This window comes from Streptomyces sp. NPDC007346, from assembly GCF_040703535.1.
GTDB lineage: Bacteria > Actinomycetota > Actinomycetes > Streptomycetales > Streptomycetaceae > Streptomyces.
In genome coordinates this window covers 1-2,250 of the sequence record NZ_JBEYKR010000279.1, presented here as the reverse complement: position 1 = coordinate 2,250, position 2,250 = coordinate 1, and the positions used below count along the sequence as shown (strand labels likewise).

General features: G+C 70.7%; 3 protein-coding genes. All 3 read left to right on the top strand.

Annotation, left to right across the window (positions count from 1 at the left end):
- Positions 1-1,100 (top strand): HAD-IC family P-type ATPase (locus tag AB0917_RS33965; protein WP_366823563.1); only part of this gene is annotated, 1,100 nt, incomplete at its 5' end.
- A 91-nt stretch (positions 1,101-1,191) separates the two neighbouring features.
- A complete protein-coding gene (gene tatA, locus AB0917_RS33960) occupies positions 1,192-1,356 on the top strand; it encodes a Sec-independent protein translocase subunit TatA (RefSeq protein ID WP_366823562.1) in 165 nt (54 codons plus the stop codon).
- 199 nt (positions 1,357-1,555) lie between these two features.
- A complete protein-coding gene (locus tag AB0917_RS33955; protein WP_161281521.1) occupies positions 1,556-2,131 on the top strand; it encodes a TerD family protein in 576 nt (191 codons plus the stop codon).
- The last annotated feature ends 119 nt before the right edge of the window (positions 2,132-2,250 follow it).

Here is a 2,250-nt window from a genome sequence, read left to right as displayed (position 1 = left end):
ACGCCCTGGGCGTGCTGGCCCGGCGGGGGGTGACCGTCAAGGTGCTGACGGGCGACCACCCGGGGACGGCGGCCCGCGCGTGCGCGGACCTGGGCCTGCGCACGGGAGGGGCGCGCGGGCACGGCGACGTGGTCTCGGCCGAGCTGGTGGACACGCTGTCGGACGCGGAGCTGGCGCGGGTCGCGGACCGGGCGACCGTGTTCGCGCGCTGCACCCCCGAGCACAAGGCCCGGATCGTCTCGGCGCTGCGCGCCGCCGGGCACACCACCGGGTTCCTCGGCGACGGCGTCAACGATCTGCCGGCCCTGCACGCGGCCGACGTCGGCATCTGCCCGCGCAACGCGGTCGATGTGGCGCGCGAGGCGGCGGACGTCGTGCTGGCGGAGAAGGACCTCACCGCGATCGACCGGGCGGTGCTGGCGGGGCGGCACAGCAGCGGGAACATCGCCACCTATCTGCGCATCACCCTCTCCTCCAACCTGGGCAACGTCATCGCCATGCTGACGGCCGGGCTGATGCTGCCCTTCCTCCCCATGCTCCCGGCACAGGTGCTGGTGCAGAACCTCTGCTTCGACGCGGCGCAGCTCGCCTTCGCGTTCGACCGGCCGGCCTCGTCCGCCCTGCGCCGGCCCACGGTCCTGCGCTCACGCGACTTCCTGCGCTTCATCACCGGTTTCGGGCTGCTGAACGCCGCCGCCGACCTCGCCACCTTCGGCGTGCTGGCCCTCGCCCTCCACAACGCGGCCGGAACCGACGGCGAGGCGGCGTTCCACGCCGGGTGGTTCACCGAGAACCTGCTGACCCAGGCGCTCGTGATGGTCCTGCTCCGCACCGGCCGCAGCGCCGCCGAGCGGCGGGCCGGCGGTCCTCTGCGGGCGGCGGCGGCCGGACTCGCGGTGGTCGGAGTCCTGCTCCCCGTGACCCCGCTGGGGCCGTTGCTGGGGATGAGCGCCCTGCCGCCGCTCTACTACCTGCTGCTCGGCTCGGTGCTGGGCCTGTACGCGGTGGGGCTCACGGCCGCGCGGAGGCGTTACGAGCGGCGTCATCCGGCCGGCGTCGCGTGGGGACGGGACGTACGAAAGGCCGGCGCGGAGCGCTGAGGGGGTGGCCGTCCGGCCCCCGACCCACAGTTGTACAGTTGCGCAATGCGGCAACTGTTGCCGTGTGGACGGAGAGAAGGGCGGGACCAGAATGTTGCGCAACGGCCTGGCGCCCTGGCACCTGTTGATCCTGGCTGTCGTGGTGATCGCGCTCTTCGGCTCGAAGAAGCTGCCGGACACCGCCCGCGCCCTGGGGAAGTCGATGCGCATCCTCAAGAGCGAGGCGAAGGCCATGAAGGACGAGGAAGCCCGCTGATGACACCCCGGGGACCGGCAACCCGGACCGGCCACCCGGGAGCCGTTCATTTCACGGCTTGCGCAATCCGGGAACCTTGCGGGCCGCGCGGGGCGTTCGTACCAGTAGCGGCCACATGTAGTGACAGCGACGAAACACGGACCGCGGAATCATGGATCGACCGATCAGACGCGGACCGACGGAACACTGGAGGAATTTCATGGGTGTGAGCCTGGCGAAGGGCGGAAACGTCTCCCTGTCCAAGGAGGCCCCCGGCCTGACGGCCGTGACGGTCGGCCTCGGCTGGGACGTCCGGACCACGACCGGAGCCGATCACGACCTGGACGCCAGTGCGCTGCTGTGCTCCGAGGCGGGCAAGGTCCTCTCCGACGCCCACTTCGTCTTCTACAACAACCTCAACAGCCCCGACGGTTCCGTCCGCCACACCGGTGACAACCTGACGGGCGAGGGCGAGGGCGACGACGAGTCGGTCGAGGTCGACCTGGCCTCGGTCCCCGCCGAGATCGCGAAGATCGTCTTCCCGGTCTCCATCCATGACGCCCAGAGCCGGGGGCAGAGCTTCGGCCAGGTGCGCAACGCGTTCATCCGCGTCGTGAACCGGGCGAACGGCGTGGAGCTGGCCCGCTACGACCTGAGCGAGGACGCCTCCACCGAGACCGCGATGGTCTTCGGCGAGCTGTACCGGCACGGCGCGGAGTGGAAGTTCCGGGCCGTCGGCCAGGGGTACGCCTCGGGGCTCGCCGGCATCGCGTCCGACTACGGCGTCAACGTCTGACCAGCACGTACGGTCCGCCTCGGGCGTAGGTGACGAAGGCATCTCAACGAACAGAACTGCCCGCTTCTGTGGGTCATGGCTCTCCGATTCCTCCAGTGACCGAATGTACTCCTTGACCA